Genomic DNA, 16,618 nt, shown 5'->3' with positions numbered 1-16,618 from the left:
TCAAGGGCGGCGTTCTGTTACACCTTCTGGACCGCTAAGTGCCTGGAGTCTCCGCCGCGGCGAAGACTCCAGGCACTTACAGAAGGCAGAGAGCCTGTTCGGCAGCTAGTTCTCCGGCCAGTTGTGGTACGTGAGGCCACCGCGGTTGGTGAGGCTGCCTTGCAGGCCAGCGGCGGGGTACGGAATCAGTGCGTCGGGCAGGGCGTGTTCGGCGAACCAGGCAAGATCCAGGCACTTCTCCGGCTCCCTGTTGACCGGTTCGCCCGCGTACTTCGTTGCTTCGTAGAAGAAGCCGAGGCGGTCCGGTGTGCCGTCGCCCTGGTGATGGACCACGGTGTGCAGGAGTTCCAGAGAGGAGGGATCGACGTGGAGTCCCGTCTCCTCCTCCAGCTCGCGCGCGGCGGCCTGGGCGGGTGTCTCGCCCGGGTCCAGCTTGCCGGAGGGCGCGTGCCACTGGCCGTACCCGTAGGGGCCGCCGCGCTGGGACAACAGGAGCTTCTCGCCTGAGCGGACGAGGACGTGCACGTCCACGATGGGGGCGACGGGCGTGGTGTGTTGGCTCATGTGCTCACTAACTGGCCGGGTTGAAGGTTGGGTCGACGGTAGTGCCGGGGGCTGGTGCTGCGCTGGCGATTGCCTGGGCGACCTCCTCCGGGGTGAGGTGGGTCGTGTCGAGTGTCAGGATCGGGTAGCCGAGCCTTTCGAGGATGGGCAGCGCCTCGTGGTAGAGCTCCAGCTCGCGGCGAGTGCTCTCGGTATCCAGCTCGAAGCGGTGTCGCGTTCCGCGGTGGTCCAGGCGGCCCAGGATGGTCTGCAGGTCCGCCAGGAGGATCACGGACAGGTCCGGGGTGTCGATTCCTCCGTTGATGGCGAGCAGGTAGTCGAGTTCGACCCCGTCGGCGCGCTGCAGGACCAGCGTGGAGGGCAGGTAGCGGTCGAGCAGGACGGTGTGGCCGACGTCGCGGTGGGGTCGGATCTCGACGTCGAGTTGATGGTGGCGGTCGGCGGTCACGGCCAGGGCGAGGGCGCGGCCGTGCATGGAGTTGGCGATGTCGCGCACTGCCTTGCCGAACGGGTTCGTGGACGGCTGGGTGGTGGCGTGGACGGTGTGGCCGGCGGCCTGCAGCGCTCGGTGGGTGGCGTGGAGGGCTGTGGATTTGCCGATGCCGCCGGGGCCGTCCAGCGTGATGAGGGGCCCTCGGGCCGTCATGCCGGAATCTCCTGGCCGTGGGTGCGCTCGTACTGCTCGCGGGAGAGGGTGGCCAGGTGCTGGTCGAGCTCGGGAAGTGGAACTTCGCCGAACTGTAAACCGGTGGTGAAGTTGAACTCGTCTCGTCCGCGCATCGCCTCATCGGCTCCGTGGTCGGTGAGGTCGACGTCGCTGTAGGACTGCATCTGCTGGGCGTCGTAGCCCTGATTCACCAGGTCGTTCCAGATCGGGGAGCCGGGGTAGGGCCGGAAGGTGAAGACGCTCGCGCGGAAGGTGCCTGGCAGCCGGTCGGAGAGCTCCCACAGCTGGTGGATGTGGCGGATCGTGGCCGCGGCGTCTTCCCGGTTCTCCCCGGGGTAGCCGAGGATGAAGTACCCCTTGGTGTTGATGCCGTGCTCGAGCAGTCGGCGGGTGACGGTCAGGGTCATCTCTGGGTCGATCCGCTTGTCCATCTTCTCGAGGATCCGGGCGGAGCCCGATTCGATACCGAGTGCGACTTCCCGCAGACCGTTGGCGGCCATGGTGCGCAGCATGGCGTCGCTCTCCCGGGCGAGGACGTTGATCCGCCCGGTGGCATCCCACACGTAGCGCTCGCCGACGTTGGCCCGGGTGAAGGCCTTCATGGCGGGGTGGATCACGCGCCGGGCCCCAAGGAAGAGGTCGTCAACGGCGCGGAACGCTGTCGTTCCGTACTGAGCGTTGAGGAGGTCCATCTCCTCGAGGATGTTGAGCGGGTCCCGGGTCCGGATAGTGACCTCGGGGTTCATGCTGGCGGCCGCACCGCAGAAGCCGCACTCGTAGGGGCAGCCGCGGGAGCACACCAGGTTGCCCTCCCATCGTCCGTCGTCGGCGAGGAAGGGGTCTTGCGGGAGGAACGAGCGGTCGACGAACGGCAGTTGGTTGATGTCGGGTGACAGCCATGGTTGCGGATTGCCGTGGAAGACGCCGCAGCCCGACGTTTCCAGCAGATGGTCGCGCCACAGCACCTTCGGTAGCTCGGCGCGTCGGCGGGCGTCCTGCAGGAGTGCGGCCACACGCGTCTCGCCCTCGCCGATGATCAGTGCGGACAGGTTGCGGAACCGCGGGTCGCGAAGAACCAGATCGGGGGCGGCTTTGGCGTGATGCCCGCCAGCCATCACCAGGATTTGCGGGTCGAGCAGGGACGCGATGCGTGCCGAGATGGGGTACGTCGGGGCAAGGAGATTGAAGCCCGCCCAGCGGGGCTTGATGGCGTTGACGATGTCCGCGGTGCGCTGGATGCCGAGGCCGTGGGCTTCGGCATCCAGGACCCCGACGTTGTGCCCCTGTTCCTTGGCGTAGGTGGCGATGTAGCCGAGTCCGAGGACGGGCAGCGTGTAGTCGTTGACGCGGGCGCGTTGGTCGTAGTCGCGCAGCGGGGCGTTGACGAATACGGCGTCGATGACCCTGTTCGGGTCGGCGCCGGCGATCAGCTCATGGTCGTGTTCCGGTGTGCTCAGTGGTGCGGGCATGGGCCCCCCAGGTGAGTGTGGTGAGAGTCAGCGTGTGAAGGTGCTGGTCGGTTGGTCCGGCCAGGTGGCGCCAGTGCGTGATGAAGGTCTTCTCGGTTTGAGGCCACGCGTAGGCCGGGGCGATCCGTGCCGCCCAGGTGCGGACGGCCAGGTCGGCGTGCGGGTAGACGGTGAAGTCGCCGGTGAAGTCGGCGGCGGCCGCGGACGCGGTCCACGGACCGATCCGGGGGATGCTGGTCAGCGCGGTGACGAGGTCGGCCGGGGCCAACTGCATCCAGGTCTCTGCGTGCTCGAGGTAGGCGCGGGCCGCGGCCTGCAGGGCGGTGCGGTGGAACTTGGCGCCGATGCTCGAGAACGCCTCATCGTCCAGTTCCAGGACGTGTTGAGGGTCGGGCGCGACGGCCAGCGGCCCGTGCACCGTGGTCACGGTGGTGCCGTAGGCCTGGCACCAGGCGCGGTACAGACGGCGGGCCTGCCCGGCACGCACCACCTGCCGCAGGATCGCCGTGGTGATCGCGTCCCACAGCCACGGATTGGCCAGGCGCCGCGTCAGGCCAAGCTCCTTGAGCCCGGCGCTCAGCGCGTCGGGCACGCTGGCCGGCAGCGTCGCCGGGTCCGTTGTGATGATGCGGGGCTTGACGTCCTCGCTGCCCTCCACGCACTGGAGCTCGAGTTCCTCCATCCCCCAGGAGGCCAGCCACAGGCCGGTACCGCTGCGCACTGTCCGGGCGCGTGTGCTGGTGGTGGTTTTCTCCCACGCCGGGTGATCGGTGGTCAGGACGGTGTTCATGGTGCTGCTCCTCGCCAGTGGGTACGGTGCGTCGTGCCCCATAGCTTGCCGCTCCGCCCGCCGGGCAGTTGCCGTGTTGCAGGTACGGGAGTCACCCGATGAGGTCCTGCCGTACGAGCTCGTTGCGCATGGCCCGGTACTCGTCCAGCGAGGCGGGCCGCGAGTGCTGCGGGACGCCGCCGGGATCGGCGGGCGCCGGCCACGTATCTACGGTGGGCATCAGGTCAGCAACGGCGTGCGAGCGGGACTTGAGACGGGGGCCGCGTACGAACAGGGTGACGGTGCCGGGCAGCATGAGCGCCTGGTGCACCATCGGGTGCCCAAGCGTGTATCCGGCCCCAGGCCGCTCGATGGCGACGATGGCGGGCAGAAGGTCAGAAGTTCTGAACTCGCCTTCCCCAGCGTCTATGCGGCGGCGCACCACGTGCACGTAGCCACCTGCGAGGATCCGTGTGGCGAAGTTGTACGAGTGGTCGTGCGGGACCTCTTGGTTGACGGTGCGCGGGTTCATATTCAGCCGGATCTCGAAGCCGCGCTTGGGCGCCTGGTAAAGCGCCAGCCGATCGAGGAGCAGGGTCACCCTGCTTCCCTCCAGCCGGGCAGTGTCGTTCTCGATCTCATCTACCAGCCGAGTGAGCAGGCCCCGGTCGGCTTCCAGCCGCTCCAGCAAGGCGGTGCCCTGCCGGTGTGTGCTGCGCACGTCGGCGGCGTTCATCGACGGCCACGCATCCAGCCACGCAGGCCAGACGCTCGTACCGCGGCCTCGGACCGCGGTGCCTTCGGACGCACGGACGAGCCTGTCGCGCGCGTCTCGCACCGCCGTTTGACGCTGGTCAGTGGTCAGCGGGACGCCGAGGTCTGTCAGGGGGCCGTCGGTCACGATCAGCTGGACACCGTCCGTGCTGCTCTGCATCCTGCACAGGGTCCCGGCGTGGCCGGCGAACACGCTCTCGGGCGGGAAGCTGCGTACGTACTGCGGGCTTCGGCCTTCGACGTCCTGCTGATGCCGGAAAACCTCGAGCTCAACGTTCCCGGCCAGGGTGAGGAGCACCGCGGTGTCCGGCAGCGGTCGGGGCACGGCATGGCCACGCCCGGCCAGACGCACATAGGTGGTGAGTCCGTCGGCATTCGGTCCTTTGACCTGAAGATACGTGTGACCGTCTGCGACAAAGGACTCTGCGGGGCCGTCAGGGATGGGACCGTCGAGCACGCTGAGGACGTGCTTAGCCAACGGCTGCGACCAACCAGCAAGGCCGGAGGCCGCGATCTTAGGTACGTCGCGAGGGTCAGTTCCCTGGTGCAACAGCGCGGGAACGAAGTCGGGGAGAGCTGAGGTGTTCACGACTTCCCTTCGGTTGGTCGGCACGATCCCGGCATGGCGCGGCTGCCACTCCAAGTCGAGACCCGGCCACGGGTGCGGCTGGGGGATCTTGCGCCGTCCGACGGCTCGGGCTCGATGCAACCGGGCCGCCGGACGGTCATCTAGGCCACGGCTTGAGCCGCGAGGTCGTCCAGGTCGACGACGGTGCAGTCCTGCAAGGCGACGACCTCGCGGGCCGCGAGGGTCCATCGGATTCTCGGGTCGTCGTACGCCACGAACGTGAGCCCGTCGTTGTCGTCGCCGGGCAGGGGCTTGAGGGTCTTGGGGTCGTACACGATTCCGGCGACACCCCACGCCGGGGCGAACTCCACGAGTGACGCCGTGTGGCCCTTCCGCAGGTGCGGGCAGTCCCGTACGGCCTCGGCAGCGCAGCTCTCGTGCACGGGGGGTGTCGTGGTCTTCTCGCCCTCGGCGATCGGCTGCCCGTTCGCGGCACGCACCAGGAAGAGATGGCGTCCGTCGCTTCTGCCGAAGGTGGTTTCGCCGCAGACCTGGCACAGCATGTGACTCATCGCCTGCCGTTGGCGTAGCGCGTGCACGCCAGCGAGCAACGGTCGGCCGATCCCGCGCGTGGCTGGCACCCGGACCCACAGCGTCTCGTTCCGTCGGTCGGCCCTGCTGTACTCGTCCACGTAGCCGATCCCCTGGCCGCCGGCACCACGCCGCAGCACGATGGCGCCCGTACATGCCTGCTCGCTCGACCAGGGCGCGATGAAGGGCACACGAAGCCCGTTCCAGGAGAACTGTCGGGGGCTCATGCGGCCGCTGTTCCTGCGGAAGGGACGGGGCGGTGCGGCGCGAGGATGCTGCCGTCGGGCAGCAATCCACCGGTGTCCTCGAACAGCAGGAGGCCGTTGCACAGTTGGACCCAGCCCTGAACGTCGCCGCGGACGATAACCGCGGCGGCTTCGCGGTCGGACGCCGCAGCGGTGGGACAGGAGGGATCGTGCCGACACATGTGCGCTCTTCCTCTCGGACGTGCTCGTTCGATGTGGAGTTGGGGCCCTCTTCGGCGGTCTACAAAGCCGCGGGGGAACGGATCTGGAACGCCGAAGAGGGTGTCTTGGGTCCGCGGGCAGCGGCGGGAGCAGTGCGGCGTACGAACACGGCAATGGCGGTGTCGCTGTAGCCGTAGAAGCGGCCGAGGGAGACGTCATCCCAGTAACTGGGCGGTGTATCGCCCCACTCGACGATGTGGCAGGCATCCCGGTAAGGCGACCGGCGCAGGCGCAGCGACGTGAAGCCGGGCCGGCCTTCCAGCAGGCTGCGTACGGCCAGACCGACGGTCAGGCTGGTGGTGGAGAAGTAGCCGCCCCGTCGCGGGCCGCTGACCGGGACAGCGAGGAGGGGCATCCGGAAGACGCGGATGGCGACGCTCTGCTCGAGGACTGAGGCGTCTGCGAGCCGGTGCCGGAAGTGTTCGTAGTCGTAGGCCTCGCGCGCGGGGAGGACCGTGATAGTCAGCGGCGGGTACGCAGAGCTCGCGGCGGTCATTCGGCGTCCCTGACTTGCTTGGTCGCGATCAGCAGTTCCAGCAGTTCCCAGGTGGTCCAGGCCAGTCGTCGCGTGTGCCCGAGCGCTGCCCGGTAGTCGCCTGGGATCTCCTCGGAGCGCACGTCGTGGGCGCGCTCGACCAACGTGGCCATGTCCTCGTCGGCGGGGAAGTGGGCGTCGGCGACAGCGATGTTGACGAGCTGTGTGAGCGTGCCGCGTAACTCCTCGGCGATCTCGTCAATCTCGTCGGCCCTCGGTGTCTGGTCACCCAAGACCTCGTTCAGATCGTCGAAGACGGCTTCGACGACGAGCGGATTCCATGCCCGCAGCTTGGCGACGACGGTTGCCAACACAGCGGCCTCGAGCGGGGGCTGCGCCCGCTCGGTGGGCATCGGGCGTCCAGGGCCCGCAGTGCTGGAACCTGGTGGGGCGGTCAGTGTGCAGGCGGGCATCGGAATGCCTCCAAAGGGAGGAGCTGGACGTGAGGGGTTGGCCGTCATCATGCGAATGCCCGACGGTCTGTGGAGGGGGTCACGTGCTCGACAAAGCTGAAGTGGTCGAGCAGCCAGTGCAGGGTCTGTTCGTACTGGTCGTCGGCCGCTGACACGGCGGTGCGATCGACGGTGACGACGCCTTGGCCGAACCCACCGCGCAGCGTCTTGAGGGTCTGCCGCCAGCCCGCGCGCTCCCAAGGGTGTGCGCGGCCGTACTCGTCCGAGAGCTGACCGATGACCCGCCAGCCGCGCTGCAGCGCGTGCGCCTCTGCGAGTGCCAGGGCACCTGCGGGGTCTTCTCCCCTGGGCACCAGGGCGTACGCGACGACCTTGTACGGGGCGCCATTCCTTGTGATCGCACCTTCGACCGTTGTCCGGCGGAGTCTGCCGAGCCGAGCCTGTTGGTTCACAGGAACCCGGGGTGCCTCGTACGGCCAGTCCAAGTCGGACGCGACGTCGTCGAGGAGATTCATCAGTTGCTGAGCGAGGGTGAGTGTCATCTCGGCTCGCCGGCGGCATCAGTGTCCGCCGCGGTGTCGCCGTCATTTCTGGATGGTCTTGCGCTGTTCACCCTTGTCTCCCAAGGCCGAGATCAGTCGGTGTGTGGTGAAGAGGTAACCGCTCGATCACACTCCGCGGGTACCGTGGTGGGGAGGTGGGACCGTGAACACCGTGAACGCCATGAAAGCTGTCGGGAGTTGAGGACATGGCCACGAGAAAACGCACGCCCAACCCCGCCCTGGCAGGGTTGCTTGACCAGGCACGATGGACACGCACGCAGATGGCGCAGCAGGTGAACCGGCTGGGCCCACAGGCTGGGTTGCAACTGATGTATGACCGCACGGCCGTTGCGCACTGGATTGCTGGCACGCCACCAAAGCCCGAGGTCAGGCCGCTGATCGTCGAGGCGCTGTCAGCGCGCCTTGGGCGCCCAGTCACCCACTCGGAGGCCGGGTTCGAGCCCGCCGTGTCCGCCGACGGGTCTCAACCGCTGGACACTGTTGAGCAGTTGATTGACCTCGGAAGGGCGGACATGGACCCATCCCGTCGCGGCGTACTGGCCGCGACCTTGTTTTCGGCAGCACTCACCGTTCCCTTGTTTGCGGAGTCCGCACGCGCTACGGACGAACCGGTCTCTCCTGGGAAGGCCACAACGCGGATCGGTGCGTCTCAGGTCGCGTCGGTGCGCTCCATGACGGAGCGGATCGCGGACATCCTCGACGAGTTCGGCGCAGGGCACGCCCGGCCCATGGCGGCCGCGTTCCTCGTCAACACGGTCGGCCCGTGGCTCAGGGCGCAGGCATCCGAGCGTGTGCACGCGGACATGCTCGCCGCGGCCTCGGACCTGACGTACCTGACCGGCTGGATGGCGATGTACGAGAAAGCCCACGGGCTCGGCCAGAGGTACTACGTCAAGGCGCTGCGGCTCGCCGGCGAGGCCCAGGACCACGTGACCTACTGCCGCACGCTGCGCGGGATGTCGCTCCAGTCGGCGAACCTCGGTTACGGAAGTAAAGCCCTCGAGCTCGCAGACTCAGCCGCCGAAGCCGCCCCGGCGGCCGGCCCGCGCCTGGTTGCGTTCCTGCGTGGCCAGCAGGCGCACGCGGCGTCCATGGTCGGCGACCGGCCCCAGGCCCACGCGCGGCTACGCGAGGCGGCGACTGCGCTGTCGAAGGCCGACAACCGGCGTGACGCGATCGGCGGCTACGACCAGACCGCCTACCTCTTCCACGTCTCGCACGTGCTGATGGAAGAGGGCGACCTGCCCGGCAGCATCAAGGCAATGAAGCAGTCGATCCGGTTCCAGCCCGCTCAAGAACGGCAGGGCCGGGCGCACGCCTACGCGGTGCTGGCCCAGCGTCAGTTGCAGCATGGCCACCTGGACGCCTCGTGTGACTCGTGGAGCCAATTCCTCAACGAGTACGAGCACGTCTCGTCGGTCCGCGGGGACGACCACTTCGCCACGATGCGTAAGGAGTTGTCGCGGCACGCAAAGGCGCGAGCAGTCCGGGAGCTGACCGGCCGCGTGCGGGAAGTCGCGGCGCTGAAGGCGTGAACGCGGAGGTGCCCCCGGAGCAGCTGTCGGCAGACCCCGGGGGCACCTTCACGATAAGGGCAGCGCGCGCCGCGCGAAGCCCAATCGGTATGTACTTCGGACACTTGGTGAGTAGCTAGGTGGTCCTCTCGGAGTCGGAGGTTGGGGAACACCGATGTCAGGGCCGTTTCACGCCTCCCGCGCATACGGATTCCTGCGAAGGCCCCCTGACCAGACCTGCCGCCGCGAGAGCATGGGCGCATGCCACGCGACAGATTCCACAAGGACGACGGACGCCCCCGCTACGTGGGCCCCGCCACCGTGATCTTCCCCGACGGCTGTGAAGTCGCCGTGACCGCCTCCCTCGTGCTCCGCCTGGACCCGGCCACCGTCCCCGACTTCAGTTACGACCGGCACAGCACCTGGGCGGGCAGCGTCACCCTGGCGGGGGACGACGACGTTGATCTCTTCGACGCAGCTCCCGGCATTCTGCGCCTGCCCGACGGACGCGAGAGCGAGTTCATGGCCACCAGCGGTCCACGCGAAAGCGGCTGCTCAGGACTCGGCCCCGCTCCGTTCGGCTAAAGCCCAGCCCCACCAGCGCTGTGTTCCTCAACCCCCGAGTCGTACACGGGGACCTTGCTGAACGGGTCGCGCTTGGCGTCCTTCGCCGGGCGGACGTAGTCACGCCGGGGGATCGGCGAGTCAGGGCGCCAGCGTCCAGCCTCCGCGATCTCCTCGTCGGTGGCGTCGGCCATGCCAAGGTCGGTCGCGCCGCCGGCGCGAAGGCTGTGGGAGGAGACCGGCCGCCCATCGGTGACGAGCCCGGCCGCCTTGAACCACAGCTTTACGCGCTCGTTGACGGTGTGCCCGCGCAGGTAGTCGCCACGTTTTGTAGCGGTCGTGCGGGTGGCGAGCTCGCCGTCCTTCTGCAAATGCCGGAAGACCGGGCCCGTGGTGACGCCGAGCGAGGCAAGGTGATTGAGCCAGCGGCGCATCCGCGGCACCAGGTTGAGGTCCGAACGGTCGTGGAGCACGATCGTCTGTTCCTCGTTCTTGTGCGTCTTGTCCTCGATCAGCCACACGACGATCCGGTCGTCCAGGACAGTCAGGTCCTCGATGTCCAAGTTGACGTCTTCGATGCTGCGGCCGAGGAATCGGTACCCGAAGGCAAGGAGGGCGGCATCGCGCCAGCCGATCGGCCGGTTGTCCTCCTCGGCCTTGACCATCATCGGAACGAGGTACGGCAGGGTGATCGGGAACGCTTGCTTCTTGCGGGACGCCCGTTTGTTCTTCCGCCGGTAGACCTGCAGGAGCTGGAGGTACAGGGTGTTGTCCGGCTGCTGCCCCTTCGGCATCGACGTGCGAATCAGGGACATGTAGTTGCGGATGGTGGAGACCTTGAGGCCCCGTCGCATGAGGTGCTGTCCGTACTCGGTGTACGTGGCTGTCGTGGGCGGGACCGCGACCCGGCCCTCCTTCGCACACCAGGTCTCGAAACCGCGCATCGCTGTCTTCCGCGGCGGCGACTCCGCAGCGCTCACCTCCTGCAGGGCCTCCGCGGTGTCCTCGGAGATGTAGAGGTCTCGGTCGGAGTAGCTGGGGCCGCGGTCTGCGGTTGTTGGGATCTCCTGACCGGGGCGCAGCACGGTGTGCTGATCAACGAGCGGGCGCCCGGACGGCACGTCGACGGGTACCAGCTCGCCCTCTTCGACGAGTTCGGCGTCGACGATCTCGACCTGGTCGCGCAGGCTCAACGAAGCCCCCACTTCCAGCATTCGGGCGTGCAATACTTCGGCATGTGCCATGGCGTGGGCTGGCCAGACAGAAGACTGCCAGCGTCGTAGTGCGAGCCGCGGGCCTTGAGCTCGGCCACCTCCGGGGCCTGCCAGAAGTGGCCTCCGCCGTGGCCCTCGGCCGCGGCCCAGCCCGAGGGGATCCGCTTCACGCACGGGTTCCCGGTCTCCGGGGCCCGGACGGGGCACGACATGGTGCCGTCGGAGATCGGTTCGGGGTACTCAGGGTGAGCCTTCCACTGGGACGCCTGGTTCCTGAGTCCCCAGAGGCAGTCCTCCGCGTTGGCCTGGTCGCCGCGTTGCAACGCGTCGACCAGGTCGTCGTGCTCCTTCCTCGCGGCGCGGTACTTCTCCACGGCCGGCGTGCTGTCCGCCGTCGGGTATTCCGTGCGCAGCTCGTCGTCAAGTCGTGCGTCGATGAACTCGTACAAGGCGAGCCCAATCTGGACGTCGACAGTCATTGATCCTTCCCCAACTCGCTGGTGTCCTGCTCGTCATCGTCTGGGTTCAGGGCGAATGAAGCATTGCAGTTGAAGCAAAGGGCGAGTTCTTCATACCTGTCCGCCGCTACGGTTGCTCCAAGCACGAGGCACAGGACCTTGCAGACCGGACACTCAGTTACTTTGCCATTATCCTTGCCGATGACGCGATAGAAGTACTCAACAGCCGCCAAATCAGGGCTTTCGTACGAGCAAAGGCAGAATCGACAAGAGACCGATGTTTTCGTTCCGTCTTCATTGACGACAAACGCCATCTGCCGACACTCAGGGCAGTGGATCGTACGGTGTTTCAGAGAACTCAGGTCACCGGCCAAGTCCTTCATGCGCTTGTCGACTAGCTTTTCGATTCGTCCGAGCTTCAACCGCAGCTCAGCCATCGTCTCGTCGACTGCGCTACGTTCACGAAGCGCGCTTGCTGCTATGGGGCCATGCGTCACCGCGGTAGCGCGCGACAAGGCTTCGACAGCCTCTTCGTACTGCCGGTCAAGCATGGGCCGCAGTTCCTCGTTGATGAACTCGAGCAGGAAGCTGAGCACTTCTGCGGCTCTGGCCTCAATCACATAGGCAGAGCCGGTATGCCCGTAATGCATCAGGGCGTTCCGATCCTCCGCCAGCTTCCTGATTGCTTCGCGACTGCGAGCCGGAATCTCCACCTGTGCAATTTTGGTAAGCCTGTCAATGGTCTCATCAGTATTGCAACTCTCGAAATCGCCCCGTTTGAACTTTCCGAGGTCTGCGTCGCCAACCCTCCTATAGACCAGGCTCCAGTGTTCTCCGATCAGTCGGGCCTTGAGCAGAACCTCGGTGGCCGCTTGGAGGTGGAGCACGGCGTACTTCAGGTGGCGCTCACCGGGAGGCGTAGCGCCCTCCGTCAGGCCGGCGACGGCACTGTCGAGATAGTCCATGCCGTTCCGCACCGGTGTGAAGGTGAGGTCAGGTCGTCGGTTCGACGGATCCCGATGGCTGGCTTGTCGGCTCAAGGTCCCCCCTTGGTCGGCTGGCTGACGTCTCGCCAAGATTACCGACAACAATCACAGTTGTTGTCGGCTACCAACGGGTAACCGCGTAGAGTCTTCCCAGACGGCGGAGAGCAACCGCCGACCCGACCCGAACGGAAGGAACACCGTTATGGCAAAGCCTGCCGCGCCGCGCCCCCTTCGGAAGTTCGACGCCGCTCTGCTCGCGCTCGGCCTGGTGTCTGTCGCCTTCCCCTCCGCCATCCCGCCCGTCCTGGGCGCGCTCGGCGTCATCGTCACCGCAGTGCTCGCCGTCGCGGGATGGGTCCTCTCGAATCTCGCGCTCGCCTGCACGATCGGCGCTGGCGTCCTGTTGGCGTACGCGTTCCCCGGTACCGTCGGCCGCAGCGCGCGGTGGATTGGCCGCGCGTTGGTCGCTTCGATCGCTGCCGTGGCCCCGAAAACGGCCTAAATCCCCTGACCGCTTAACTGTTCGATTCTTCGCTGTAAGCCATTCTCCCGGAGAGGGCATTTTCCCGTGATGAGCCCCGAGACGTATGACGAGCTCGCAGCCCACGAGTTCGAGACGGACCTCTTCACCGTGACGGAGCTCGACGGAATCGCCCGATACCGCGAGGAGACCGCAGGCATCCCGGACTCCTTCGACTGCTTCGACCTTGCTCATGTGCACTGGCATGTCAGTGAGTTCGGCACCGAGCAGACCTACGCCATGCTCCGCTCGCAGGCCACCAGCCTCGGAGCCTGGCATCTCGCGCTCGACTCCGCGCTCGGCAGCCTGCTGACCTGCACCTCCGAGTCCAGCACGTACAGCACGGCAGCGGGCCGCTTCCTGAAGGCTGAGAGCGACACCTACCACCGCACCCGGCAGGACTTCGAGCACACCGTCACGGTGTGGTCCCTCGGCCTGGACACCAGCGCGATGGGGAACTACCCGCTTCCCACCCGCACCCTCAACCTCGCCACGCAGAGCCTGGAGTCATAACCAATGAACGAGGTTCTCGCCCAGGCTGTCACGCCCGAGACGTAGCTCAGGTGAAACCCCTCAGCACAGGACCGTAGAGCGCCCGGTATGGCGCCACCCCGGCGGAGAGCAACCGCCGGACTCCCGAAGGAAGGAACACCGATGCGTCGTCGCGTCGTCACCGTCTCGCTGCCCACCCGGGCAGCAGAGGCGGAGTACCCCGAGTACGACCAGGTCCGCACCGAGGCGGAACGCCAGAGCCGCGGCCCCCTCGATCCCCGGAAGCTCAACGAGATGGAAGCCGTCGCCCATCGGCGGGGGAACGACTGGTGCACGGCCGTCATCGGCCGCACTTTCGCCGGGATCGCCTACATCCCCAGCACGGACGCTTTCATGCTGCTTATCGCCGACGAGATGGGCCTCGAGCCGCCGCTGCCGGAGCGGATCGTCGAGGCGCGGCGCACCTTCGACGCGCAGCGCGCTGAGGACAGGCAGCGCCGCGCTGACGCCCGGGAACAGGAGTGCAAGCGTTGGGAGTTGGCGACTGCGTCCTGCCCGGTGAAGGTCACGGTGCACTCCAACCTCAAGCGCGGGCAGATGCGTGAGCTGCGGCACGCGGTGCCCGTCGAGGACGCTCTGTCGGGTCAGAACCGGCGGCACCCGGCTGGGCGCGCCCTGTGCGAGATGCCGGATCGGCCGCACCCGAGGGAGCTGGGCGAGGCGCTCGAGGAGGGCACCGCCGCGACGTGCCGTAGCTGCGTGAAGTACGTGGGGCTGATCCGTCGTGTGTCCGATCCGGCGCCGCCCACGGCCGCCGAGCAGGAGTTGCTCCGCCTCATCTCCGCCGGCGAAGTCGCCAGCGTACGGCCCGCCCGCGGACAGGCGACGATCCGCGTCACCACCCAGCGGAGTAGGGGAGTTCGGTATGGGCACCTCGGCCGCCGGGTCGACGCCGCCGTGAAGCGGCTCGAGGCCAAGGGCTGGGCCGTGAAGAACGAGCAGGGCAGCGCGACACAAGGCGCAGGGCACGGCCACCTTTGGCGGCTGACCGAGTCCGGCACTGCCGCCCTGGAGGGCTAACCATGAACCGCACCGCTCGTCTCGCCGCCGTCTGCGCCCTCGTGGCCGTTCTGTTGACGGCTTGCTCCTCGTCGTACCCGCAGGGTACGGCCGGCCGCATCGTGGAGAAGGACAAGGACGCGTACAAGGTCGGTTCGTCGACGATCACCAAGCGGTACCTGACCACGGAGGCCGAGGACGGCACCCGTACGACGTTCCGGGTGAGCAGCGAGCACTACGGCCGCTGCTACCGCGGGTCGAGCTACCCGGGGTGCCTCAAGCGGACCGACCGGGACTGATGTTCAGGATGACCGCGGCCGAGTTCCGCGCCCTGCAGGAGCGCCGCCGCGGTGGCCAGTTCGCTCGCCCGGCCGTCGCGGCGCAGCCGAAGAGAAAGGCGCGGAAGAAGCCCGTGCATCCGGGCCCGCCGTCCATTCCGCAGCCGCCCGCGCTCGAGCCGCTGCTCACTGGCCTGTCCGGTGTGGGCCGCACCTGGACGCTGCTGATGCCGTACGTCGAGGAGATGCTGACCAGCAATCAGCGTCTCCACCACATGGCCGAGTACAAGATCCGGAAGCAGCTCCGTAAGGACGCGGTGAAGACGGCCAGGCTCGAGCGTCTGCCCCGGTTGGAGCGCGCGGCGATCTTCTACGTGCTGCACCCCCGGCCGATCAACCGGAAGCGTGACCCTGGGAACTGGGCGCCGACCGTGAAGGCGTACGTCGACGGGCTCGTCACCCCGAATCCGGATCGTCCTCGGGAGCGCTACCTGCTGCCGGACGACGACCACGAGCACCTGCTCGGCCCCAACCCCGTGATGGGGTCCCCCGTCACGACCGGATTCGCTCGCATGTCGCTTGTGATCGTCGAACTCACTGAGCCTGTGACCTGCGGCGACGCGGAAACCGTAACGGAAAACACTAGTTCGACGTAAAGGTGGTGAGGGCTGAGTCCCCTCACCACAGCACATCGCGCAAGGAGATGCCCCTCCATGAGCAACACCCCTTCCCTGTCCGCACCCCTCGAGCTGGTCACCGCCGCGTTCGCGCGCGGCGGTGTTCACATCGCCCCGGACGCGCTGGACATCCACCTCGCCGAGATTGCCGACAAGGCGTCTTGCTCCCTGCTGCGCGACCAGTGGAAGCGGGACTTCCCGGTCGCCGCCTACACCGAACTCCTCTCCACGGTCGCCGCGCTGCGGGACGTCCTCGGCTACAGCGCCACCCCGACCGCCGTTGAGGTCTTCGACTGGGTGCGTGAGCAGCGCAAGGCGTCCATTGAGGCGATGACTGGCCCCCGCAGGCCGTACCCGGTGTCGTTCCTGGACGGTCCGTACCGGGGCGTGGAGATGGTCCTCGAGGGCCCGGAGTCCGGGCCGCACGCGGGCCCGCCGCACTTCACGCCGCTGCCGGTCGCGACGGGTGACACCGAACGGCCTGGCTACGACACCGTCCGGTACAAGCGCGCCGAGGAGCCCACGGACGAGGGCGTGTGGCTGTACCGCCTGCGTACGGACGACCCGCCGCCGCCGGAAGGCGCCCGCCCCCACATCACCGTCCCGGCCGCCAAGGAGGGGACCGTTGACGACTCCGCCCACTGCTGACCATCGCGTGGTGATGAGTTCCGTGGTCCGGTTGCTGGATGCTCCGGCGCTCGAGGACGGGTCTCCGGCCCTCGAGTTCGACGTGATCCGTGTCCCCGATCCGGAGAAGACCTACTACCCCGTCGACGATGCCGCCGCCTTTCTCCTGGGCACCGAGTTGCCCCAGCTCGAGACCTACGAGCAGGTCACTCGGGATGAGGCTGCGCGCTGCCCCAAGTGCTACCGGAAGGAAGGCCGTACGGACTTCTTCCTCTGGAAGGGCCAGCTCGTCATGGATCTGGCCTGCCACGGCTTCGTGCTGATAGAGCACGGCGGTGGCGCGTGATAGCCGCCCTGTCCGTCCTGATTCCGTCCCCGGCCGCGGACGCCGCCCACGACGCAGCGCACGAGACGCACCGCCGATTCCGGCACGGCGTCTACTCCGTGCCCTGCACGGCGTGCCACGTCAAGGCCGGTGAGCTGTGCCTCGCGCGGCGCGCGGTGCATCCCGCCCGCCGGGACCTGTACCGGCAGGACCAGCAAGCCACCATGCTGGTGCCCCTCCTCGTGGCGCGCACCCGATGAGCGCCCTTGCCGTCGAGGCCCCGGCCGCGCCCCTGTGGGCCGGCCGGTTGATCGTGCGCGCCGCGGGCCGCCCCCTGCTGCACGTCGGTGCGGAGGGGGCCACGGCGCCCACCATGCCAGTGTTCACCGTGCCGTTGGAGTGTTGCCAGGACCTCGAGCGGGCGCCGGGCGTACGGCCGTGGGACGGGCCGGTCGACGAAGCGCTGATGTGCCCGGCGTGCCTGCGGTCGCTGCGCGGCGAGCCGGAGCCTGCGCCGCCGCGTC

At 67.7% G+C, this 16,618-nt stretch carries 24 protein-coding genes; 11 read left to right on the top strand and 13 right to left on the bottom strand.

Annotated features, from left to right (window positions below):
• Positions 1–105: 105 nt before the first annotated feature.
• The 10 genes from ACWDO5_RS31645 to ACWDO5_RS31600 all read right to left on the bottom strand — a co-directional run bounded on the left by ACWDO5_RS31645 (position 106) and on the right by ACWDO5_RS31600 (position 7,359).
• Complete coding sequence (locus ACWDO5_RS31645; RefSeq protein ID WP_450533919.1) at positions 106–564, bottom strand: NUDIX domain-containing protein; 459 nt, start codon at positions 562–564, stop codon at positions 106–108.
• Between the two features lie 7 nt (positions 565–571).
• Entirely contained in the window at positions 572–1,210 is a 639-nt protein-coding gene (locus ACWDO5_RS31640) for a dTMP kinase (RefSeq protein WP_450533918.1), read from the bottom strand.
• Positions 1,207–2,700 carry a B12-binding domain-containing radical SAM protein gene (locus tag ACWDO5_RS31635; protein WP_450533916.1) on the bottom strand — a complete coding sequence of 498 codons (1,494 nt, stop codon included), beginning with the start codon at positions 2,698–2,700 and terminating at the stop codon, positions 1,207–1,209. Before ACWDO5_RS31635 ends, ACWDO5_RS31640 begins: the two co-directional genes overlap by 4 nt.
• Positions 2,663–3,490 (bottom strand): hypothetical protein, encoded by an 828-nt coding sequence (locus ACWDO5_RS31630; RefSeq protein ID WP_450533915.1) that lies wholly within the window; start codon positions 3,488–3,490, stop codon positions 2,663–2,665. The genes ACWDO5_RS31635 and ACWDO5_RS31630 overlap by 38 nt, the downstream gene beginning before the upstream one ends.
• 91 nt (positions 3,491–3,581) lie before the next feature.
• The gene (locus tag ACWDO5_RS31625) at positions 3,582–4,721 is read right to left on the bottom strand and encodes a hypothetical protein (protein ID WP_450533914.1); all 1,140 of its coding nucleotides are present in this window, start codon (positions 4,719–4,721) and stop codon (positions 3,582–3,584) included.
• A gap of 251 nt (positions 4,722–4,972) precedes the next feature.
• Entirely contained in the window at positions 4,973–5,629 is a 657-nt protein-coding gene (locus tag ACWDO5_RS31620; RefSeq protein ID WP_450533912.1) for a hypothetical protein, read from the bottom strand.
• Positions 5,626–5,829 carry a DUF5999 family protein gene (locus ACWDO5_RS31615; protein WP_450533911.1) on the bottom strand — a complete coding sequence of 68 codons (204 nt, stop codon included), beginning with the start codon at positions 5,827–5,829 and terminating at the stop codon, positions 5,626–5,628. The genes ACWDO5_RS31620 and ACWDO5_RS31615 overlap by 4 nt, the downstream gene beginning before the upstream one ends.
• A 59-nt stretch (positions 5,830–5,888) precedes the next feature.
• A complete protein-coding gene (locus ACWDO5_RS31610) occupies positions 5,889–6,365 on the bottom strand; it encodes a DUF6302 family protein (protein ID WP_450533910.1) in 477 nt (158 codons plus the stop codon).
• Positions 6,362–6,757 (bottom strand): DUF6415 family natural product biosynthesis protein, encoded by a 396-nt coding sequence (locus tag ACWDO5_RS31605; RefSeq protein WP_450533909.1) that lies wholly within the window; start codon positions 6,755–6,757, stop codon positions 6,362–6,364. Before ACWDO5_RS31605 ends, ACWDO5_RS31610 begins: the two co-directional genes overlap by 4 nt.
• A 107-nt stretch (positions 6,758–6,864) precedes the next feature.
• Positions 6,865–7,359 (bottom strand): hypothetical protein, encoded by a 495-nt coding sequence (locus tag ACWDO5_RS31600; RefSeq protein ID WP_450533908.1) that lies wholly within the window; start codon positions 7,357–7,359, stop codon positions 6,865–6,867.
• Between the two features lie 206 nt (positions 7,360–7,565).
• Here ACWDO5_RS31600 and ACWDO5_RS31595 point away from each other — a divergent pair, with 206 nt between their 5' ends.
• Entirely contained in the window at positions 7,566–8,915 is a 1,350-nt protein-coding gene (locus ACWDO5_RS31595) for a hypothetical protein (RefSeq protein ID WP_450533906.1), read from the top strand.
• 240 nt (positions 8,916–9,155) lie between these two features.
• Entirely contained in the window at positions 9,156–9,479 is a 324-nt protein-coding gene (locus tag ACWDO5_RS31590; protein ID WP_450533904.1) for a hypothetical protein, read from the top strand.
• On the opposite strand, the gene ACWDO5_RS31585 is transcribed toward ACWDO5_RS31590, so the two are convergent.
• From ACWDO5_RS31585 to ACWDO5_RS31575, 3 genes are read right to left on the bottom strand one after another with little or no spacing between them, the layout of a single operon-like run.
• Complete coding sequence (locus tag ACWDO5_RS31585) at positions 9,476–10,663, bottom strand: tyrosine-type recombinase/integrase (protein WP_450533902.1); 1,188 nt, start codon at positions 10,661–10,663, stop codon at positions 9,476–9,478. The genes ACWDO5_RS31590 and ACWDO5_RS31585 overlap by 4 nt on opposite strands.
• Positions 10,648–11,151 carry a hypothetical protein gene (locus ACWDO5_RS31580; RefSeq protein ID WP_450533901.1) on the bottom strand — a complete coding sequence of 168 codons (504 nt, stop codon included), beginning with the start codon at positions 11,149–11,151 and terminating at the stop codon, positions 10,648–10,650. The genes ACWDO5_RS31585 and ACWDO5_RS31580 overlap by 16 nt, the downstream gene beginning before the upstream one ends.
• The gene (locus tag ACWDO5_RS31575) at positions 11,148–12,095 is read right to left on the bottom strand and encodes a hypothetical protein (protein WP_450533899.1); all 948 of its coding nucleotides are present in this window, start codon (positions 12,093–12,095) and stop codon (positions 11,148–11,150) included. The genes ACWDO5_RS31580 and ACWDO5_RS31575 overlap by 4 nt, the downstream gene beginning before the upstream one ends.
• A gap of 223 nt (positions 12,096–12,318) precedes the next feature.
• Between ACWDO5_RS31575 and ACWDO5_RS31570 the strand changes: the two genes are divergently transcribed.
• From ACWDO5_RS31570 to ACWDO5_RS31530, 9 genes are all read left to right on the top strand, one after another.
• Positions 12,319–12,618 (top strand): hypothetical protein, encoded by a 300-nt coding sequence (locus tag ACWDO5_RS31570; RefSeq protein ID WP_450533898.1) that lies wholly within the window; start codon positions 12,319–12,321, stop codon positions 12,616–12,618.
• 69 nt (positions 12,619–12,687) lie between these two features.
• Positions 12,688–13,149, top strand: a complete 462-nt coding sequence (locus tag ACWDO5_RS31565) for a hypothetical protein (protein ID WP_450533897.1) — start codon at positions 12,688–12,690, stop codon at positions 13,147–13,149.
• A gap of 141 nt (positions 13,150–13,290) precedes the next feature.
• The gene (locus ACWDO5_RS31560) at positions 13,291–14,208 is read left to right on the top strand and encodes a hypothetical protein (RefSeq protein ID WP_450533896.1); all 918 of its coding nucleotides are present in this window, start codon (positions 13,291–13,293) and stop codon (positions 14,206–14,208) included.
• 2 nt (positions 14,209–14,210) lie between these two features.
• Positions 14,211–14,486 carry a hypothetical protein gene (locus ACWDO5_RS31555; protein WP_450533895.1) on the top strand — a complete coding sequence of 92 codons (276 nt, stop codon included), beginning with the start codon at positions 14,211–14,213 and terminating at the stop codon, positions 14,484–14,486.
• Between the two features lie 8 nt (positions 14,487–14,494).
• On the top strand, positions 14,495–15,121 hold the full coding sequence (locus ACWDO5_RS31550; protein ID WP_450533894.1) for a hypothetical protein: 627 nt from the start codon (positions 14,495–14,497) through the stop codon (positions 15,119–15,121).
• Positions 15,122–15,178: 57 nt separating this feature from the next.
• Positions 15,179–15,790 carry a hypothetical protein gene (locus ACWDO5_RS31545; protein WP_450533893.1) on the top strand — a complete coding sequence of 204 codons (612 nt, stop codon included), beginning with the start codon at positions 15,179–15,181 and terminating at the stop codon, positions 15,788–15,790.
• 13 nt (positions 15,791–15,803) lie between these two features.
• Positions 15,804–16,115 (top strand): hypothetical protein, encoded by a 312-nt coding sequence (locus ACWDO5_RS31540; RefSeq protein ID WP_450533892.1) that lies wholly within the window; start codon positions 15,804–15,806, stop codon positions 16,113–16,115.
• Positions 16,112–16,354: a zinc finger domain-containing protein gene (locus tag ACWDO5_RS31535; protein ID WP_450533891.1), complete on the top strand. Its 243-nt coding sequence runs from the start codon at positions 16,112–16,114 to the stop codon at positions 16,352–16,354. The genes ACWDO5_RS31540 and ACWDO5_RS31535 overlap by 4 nt, the downstream gene beginning before the upstream one ends.
• Positions 16,351–16,618: hypothetical protein (locus ACWDO5_RS31530; protein WP_450533890.1), on the top strand; the 268-nt coding region annotated here is incomplete at its 3' end. The genes ACWDO5_RS31535 and ACWDO5_RS31530, both read left to right, overlap by 4 nt.

It is taken from the genome of Streptomyces sp. NPDC000880, from assembly GCF_053599675.1.
Note: the sequence above shows the minus strand (reverse complement) of the source record. Positions and strands in the feature narration are given on the sequence as shown.

Coding starts and splice junctions, on each gene's coding strand:
- ACWDO5_RS31550 (WP_450533894.1), top strand. CDS start 14,495: ATGACCGCGGCCGAGTTCCGCGCCCTGCAGGAGCGCCGCCGCGGTGGC.
- ACWDO5_RS31620 (WP_450533912.1), bottom strand. CDS start 5,629: ATGAGCCCCCGACAGTTCTCCTGGAACGGGCTTCGTGTGCCCTTCATC.
- ACWDO5_RS31610 (WP_450533910.1), bottom strand. CDS start 6,365: ATGACCGCCGCGAGCTCTGCGTACCCGCCGCTGACTATCACGGTCCTC.
- ACWDO5_RS31540 (WP_450533892.1), top strand. CDS start 15,804: ATGAGTTCCGTGGTCCGGTTGCTGGATGCTCCGGCGCTCGAGGACGGG.
- ACWDO5_RS31565 (WP_450533897.1), top strand. CDS start 12,688: ATGAGCCCCGAGACGTATGACGAGCTCGCAGCCCACGAGTTCGAGACG.
- ACWDO5_RS31595 (WP_450533906.1), top strand. CDS start 7,566: ATGGCCACGAGAAAACGCACGCCCAACCCCGCCCTGGCAGGGTTGCTT.
- ACWDO5_RS31640 (WP_450533918.1), bottom strand. CDS start 1,210: ATGACGGCCCGAGGGCCCCTCATCACGCTGGACGGCCCCGGCGGCATC.
- ACWDO5_RS31590 (WP_450533904.1), top strand. CDS start 9,156: ATGCCACGCGACAGATTCCACAAGGACGACGGACGCCCCCGCTACGTG.
- ACWDO5_RS31615 (WP_450533911.1), bottom strand. CDS start 5,829: ATGTGTCGGCACGATCCCTCCTGTCCCACCGCTGCGGCGTCCGACCGC.
- ACWDO5_RS31630 (WP_450533915.1), bottom strand. CDS start 3,490: ATGAACACCGTCCTGACCACCGATCACCCGGCGTGGGAGAAAACCACC.
- ACWDO5_RS31555 (WP_450533895.1), top strand. CDS start 14,211: ATGAACCGCACCGCTCGTCTCGCCGCCGTCTGCGCCCTCGTGGCCGTT.
- ACWDO5_RS31645 (WP_450533919.1), bottom strand. CDS start 564: ATGAGCCAACACACCACGCCCGTCGCCCCCATCGTGGACGTGCACGTC.
- ACWDO5_RS31600 (WP_450533908.1), bottom strand. CDS start 7,359: ATGACACTCACCCTCGCTCAGCAACTGATGAATCTCCTCGACGACGTC.
- ACWDO5_RS31580 (WP_450533901.1), bottom strand. CDS start 11,151: ATGACTGTCGACGTCCAGATTGGGCTCGCCTTGTACGAGTTCATCGAC.
- ACWDO5_RS31545 (WP_450533893.1), top strand. CDS start 15,179: ATGAGCAACACCCCTTCCCTGTCCGCACCCCTCGAGCTGGTCACCGCC.
- ACWDO5_RS31575 (WP_450533899.1), bottom strand. CDS start 12,095: ATGGACTATCTCGACAGTGCCGTCGCCGGCCTGACGGAGGGCGCTACG.
- ACWDO5_RS31635 (WP_450533916.1), bottom strand. CDS start 2,700: ATGCCCGCACCACTGAGCACACCGGAACACGACCATGAGCTGATCGCC.
- ACWDO5_RS31570 (WP_450533898.1), top strand. CDS start 12,319: ATGGCAAAGCCTGCCGCGCCGCGCCCCCTTCGGAAGTTCGACGCCGCT.
- ACWDO5_RS31560 (WP_450533896.1), top strand. CDS start 13,291: ATGCGTCGTCGCGTCGTCACCGTCTCGCTGCCCACCCGGGCAGCAGAG.
- ACWDO5_RS31605 (WP_450533909.1), bottom strand. CDS start 6,757: ATGCCCACCGAGCGGGCGCAGCCCCCGCTCGAGGCCGCTGTGTTGGCA.